The sequence below is a fragment of the Variovorax sp. YR752 genome, from assembly GCF_943372545.1.
This window is the reverse complement of sequence record NZ_CALRZC010000390.1, coordinates 1-4,132: the sequence shown is the minus strand read 5'-3', so window position 1 is coordinate 4,132 and position 4,132 is coordinate 1. Positions and strand designations below refer to the sequence as shown.

Here is a 4,132-nt window from a genome sequence, read left to right as displayed (position 1 = left end):
ACGTCCGCCGGCTGGCGCTACCGCATGGCCTACATCGATGCGGACGTACTGGCGCAGCTCACCGGCGAACGCGGCTGGTGGTTCGCCGATGCGGTCGGCCACGATGCGCCACGCGCACGCCGCGTCGGCCGGCTGCTGCGCCAGCTCTGGCATGCCCACGAGCCGCTGGCCTTCGACGGCCTGCTGCTCGAACTGCTCGATCAACTACGGCCGGTGGCGCGGGTGGACACCGGCGCGCGCGAGTCGGCGCTGCCGCGCTTCGCGCCGGTGGTCGAGCACCTGCGCGAGCGCCTGGCCGAACGCATCACGCTCGACGAACTGGCCGCGGTGGCGGGCCTCAGCCCGTTCCATTTCCAGCGCCAGTTCAAGCGCGCCTACCACGCCACGCCGCAGCAGATGCTGATGGCGCTGCGCCTGTTCGAGGCCAAGCGGCGCCTGGCCGCCGGCGAGGCGCCGGCGTTGGTGGCCGCCGCCACCGGCCTGGCCGATCAGGCGCACCTGACGCGTGCCTTCGCGCAGCGCTACGGCGTGACGCCGGCGCGCTACCAGCAGCAACTCGGTACAAGACCGGCGCGAAGCCCCTAGGCGACACTCGCGGCCACCATGTTTGCCGCACCGCTGTTCACCGGGACCCTGTTCGCCCTCGCCGCCGGCCTGATGTGGGGCCTGGTCTTCGTCGGCCCGCTGCTGCTGCCGGAGTACCCGGCCACGCTGCAGTCCTTCGGCCGCTACCTCGCCTTCGGCCTGATCGCCTTGCCGCTGGCCTGGTTCGACCGCAGCACGCTGCGCCAGCTGACGCGCGCCGACTGGCGCGAGGCGCTGCGCCTGGCGCTGGTCGGCAACGTCGTCTACTACCTGTTCCTGGCCAGCGCGATCCAGCGCGCCGGCGGGCCGCTGCCGACGATGATCATCGGCACGCTGCCGGTGGTCATCGCCATCACCGCCAACCTGCGCGGCCACCGCGCCGGCACGCGGCGCGAGCAGCCGCTGCGCTGGTCGCAGCTGGCGCCCTCGCTGGGCCTGATCGCGCTGGGCATCGCGCTGGTCAACCATGTCGAGATCGAGCGCCTGAAGGCCGAACCCGGCGCCGACCTCGGCAGCTATGTGCTCGGCGCCGCGCTGGCGGTGGGCGCCGTGGCCTGCTGGACCTGGTACCCGATCCGCAACGCCGAATGGCTGCGCGCCCACCCCGAGCGCAGCCCGCGCGGCTGGGCCACCGCGCAGGGCCTGGCGACGCTGCCGCTGGCGCTGGTCGGCTACGCGTTCACCTGGGCCTGGTTCGCGCTGTCGGGCTCGCCGTTCGTGATGCCCTTCGGCCCGCGCGTGGCCGACTTCCTGTTGCTGATGTTCGCCATCGGCCTGCTCGCCTCCTGGCTGGGCACGCTGTGCTGGAACGAGGCCAGCCAGCGCCTGCCGCCGACCGTCGCCGGCCAGCTGATCGTGTTCGAGACGCTGTCGGCGCTGGCCTATGCCTTCGTGCTGCGTGGCCAGTGGCCGGCGACGGAGACATTGGCCGGCGTCGTGCTGCTGGTCGCCGGCGTGCTGTGGGCGCTGCGCGCACGGCCCGTGCCGGAGACGGCCGACGCGCATCCGAACTGAAAAACTGAGGATCTGGATACACCTGCGCGCGAACCTGGGCGTAGTCTTGTGATCCCACCCTCGTTGAAGACACCCGCGGAGGCCGCATGCAAACTCGCCACATCGCCCTGATCGCGGGGCTGCTGGTCGCGATCGCCGGCGCCGGTGGAACGCTCTGGTGGCTGTACCGCGCCAAGCCAGCTCCACCGGCACCCTACGCCGAGGCGCCCGCCGCCGCGCCCGAAGCGCCGCCAGCTTCGGCGCCGGTGGCCGACGTCGGCCCGAAACACCCGATCGAGCCACTCGCCGCGGCCTCGGCGGTGCAGCCGCTGCCCGCGCTCGACCAGGCCGACGGCGTCGTGCAGGCCGCGCTCGCCGAACTGATCGGCAGGCAGGGCGTGATGGCCTTCCTGAACGTCGACGGCTTCGTGCGCCGCGCTGTCGTCACGATCGACAACCTGGCGCGGCCGCATGCCGCGCCTCGCCTGTGGCCGGTGCAGCCGTCGCCGGGCCGCCTGCAGCGGGTGGTCGCCGGTGAGGCCGAACTGATCGCGCCGGACAACGCCAGGCGCTACGAGCCCTTCGTCGCGCTGGTCGCCTCGGTCGAACCGTCGCGGGCGGCGGCGCTGTACCGCCGCCTCTACCCGCTGTTCCAGCAGGCCTACGCCGAGCTGGGCTACCCCAGGGGCCACTTCAATGACCGGCTGGTCGAGGTGGTCGACCACCTGCTGGCCGCGCCCGAGCCGACGCTGCCGCCAGCGGTGCGGCTGACCGAAGTGAAGGGCGAGGTGCCGTCGACGCGGCCGTGGGTGCGCTACGAGTTCGTCGATCAGACGCTCGAAGCGCTGTCGTCGGGGCAGAAGATCATGGTGCGCATCGGCACGACCAACGAGCGTCGCCTGAAGGCCTGGCTGACCGGCTTCCGGCAGGCGATCGTGTCGTCGCGCTGAGCGGCACGGCCGGGCTCAGCGGTAGAACGCCTCGACGCGGCCCTTCAGCTTGATCATCACCGGGTTGCCCTTGCGGTCGACCGTGCGGCCGGCGGGCACCCTCACCCAGCCTTCGCTGATGCAGTACTCCTCGACATCCTGACGTTCGCTGCCGTTGAAGCGGATGCCGACCTCGTGCGCGAACACTGCCGCCACATGGTGCGGGCTGCGCGGGTCGATGGACAGGCGGTCGGGCAGCGGGGGCGGGGTCGGGGCGTCGCTCATGGGCTGGGCAGCGTGGCGGGAGTGTTCAGGCTGCGCATTGTCTACCTGGTCGGCGCCGGCGCCTGCTGTTGCTGCTTCATCCGCTCCATCATCTGCTGCAGCCGGGCCGCCTGCTCGGGTGTCATCTGCCGGCCGCCGGCGGGGCCGCTGGCCCGGCCGCTTCCCATGCCACCCATGCCGGTCATGCGCATCTCGCCGGGCTTCATGTCGGCGGGGCAAGCGCCCTTCCAGACACCTTCCATCGACATCTTCGCCTCGCGCATGCCGCCGCGCGGCGGGTCGAAGCGCATCTGGTTGTCCATCGTGTAGCGGCTGTCGAAGTCGCCCTTCAGGCTCATCCTGCCCTCGGTCCTGCCGCGCGGCCCCTGGCAGCTGTACTCGGCCTCGTAGCTGCCGGCGCTGCGCTTGACGTTGCGCTGCTCGCAGCGCGTGTCGGGGCCCTGGTCGAGCGCACGGCGCTGCGCCTGCTCGTCGGTCTTCTCGTCGATGCAGTGATGCGCCGTCATCGTCGCACCGGCCCGGCCGGGCATCTGCATCGAGGTTTCCCACAGGCCGGCCTTGCGGCGCGGCATGGTGTCCTGCGCAGCGGCGAGTGCGGGCAGCAGAGCGAGGCAGAGGAACGCACGCGGGATGGTCGGCATGGTGTCGGCTCCGGGAGTCGCGGGGGTATGAAGTGTCGCGCACAAGACTTCTCATGCGGAACTGCTTGCCGAGACCAAGGAAGGGGCGTGTCTGCAGCAGCCGTTTGCGGCCCTATGCGGAAGTTCGACGTCTGCTGTGCGGGTTGAGGTCGGAGCGGCAAAGGCGCGTGCGGACAGGCTTCCGCGCTTCGCTTCGGCGGTCGGCCCGCAGGGCCGACTTCCTTGCGCTGCTCGGGCTCGCGGCAGGCCGCCCAACTCGCTGCGCTCACTTCGTTCGCTTCGCTCAGACAGACGGCGGCAAGTCAGTTCACGAAGCGCGCTGCCGCGCGCCTGCCGCAAGCCCTGCACTGCTCAGCGCCTCAGAGGCGCGCTCCAGCCTGCCCGCACGCGCCTTTGCTGAACCAGCGGTGGCCTGCCGGTCGCGGAACCCCAGTGGTGGACCTTGCGGAAGGCGCTGCCCGCTGGGGGCGATTTGGGCGGCGACGAGAAGCGCAGCGCCGGGGTCGGCGCGCGTGAGCGCGCTTCGTGATCTGACTTGCCGCGGTTGTCCGAACGCAGCGACCGCAGGTCGCGAAGTGAGTTCTGCGGCACGACCCCGGCGCGAGCATCGCAGTGGAGTCGGCGCGCAGCGTCGACCGCCGCCGCATGAGGTTCTATGGTTTGCGTCAAGCCGCCAACTGCAACTTCGCTGAGTCGAAC

5 protein-coding genes are annotated in these 4,132 nt (G+C 71.5%); 3 read left to right on the top strand and 2 right to left on the bottom strand.

Features of this window, described 5'->3' with window-relative positions:
* The 3 genes from AAG801_RS40835 to AAG801_RS40825 form a co-directional block, all read left to right on the top strand.
* Window positions 1–585, top strand: a 585-nt coding sequence (locus tag AAG801_RS40835; RefSeq protein ID WP_341893582.1) for an AraC family transcriptional regulator, incomplete at its 5' end; no start/stop codon positions are given.
* A 33-nt stretch (window positions 586–618) separates the two neighbouring features.
* Entirely contained in the window at window positions 619–1,599 is a 981-nt protein-coding gene (locus AAG801_RS40830) for a DMT family transporter (protein WP_341893583.1), read from the top strand.
* Between the two features lie 86 nt (window positions 1,600–1,685).
* Window positions 1,686–2,528 (top strand): DUF3014 domain-containing protein, encoded by an 843-nt coding sequence (locus AAG801_RS40825; protein ID WP_341893581.1) that lies wholly within the window; start codon window positions 1,686–1,688, stop codon window positions 2,526–2,528.
* 15 nt (window positions 2,529–2,543) lie between these two features.
* On the opposite strand, the gene AAG801_RS40820 is transcribed toward AAG801_RS40825, so the two are convergent.
* Complete coding sequence (locus tag AAG801_RS40820) at window positions 2,544–2,792, bottom strand: DUF3297 family protein (protein ID WP_341893580.1); 249 nt, start codon at window positions 2,790–2,792, stop codon at window positions 2,544–2,546.
* A gap of 41 nt (window positions 2,793–2,833) precedes the next feature.
* Window positions 2,834–3,433 (bottom strand): DUF3617 family protein, encoded by a 600-nt coding sequence (locus tag AAG801_RS40815; RefSeq protein WP_341893579.1) that lies wholly within the window; start codon window positions 3,431–3,433, stop codon window positions 2,834–2,836.
* Window positions 3,434–4,132 lie beyond the last annotated feature (699 nt).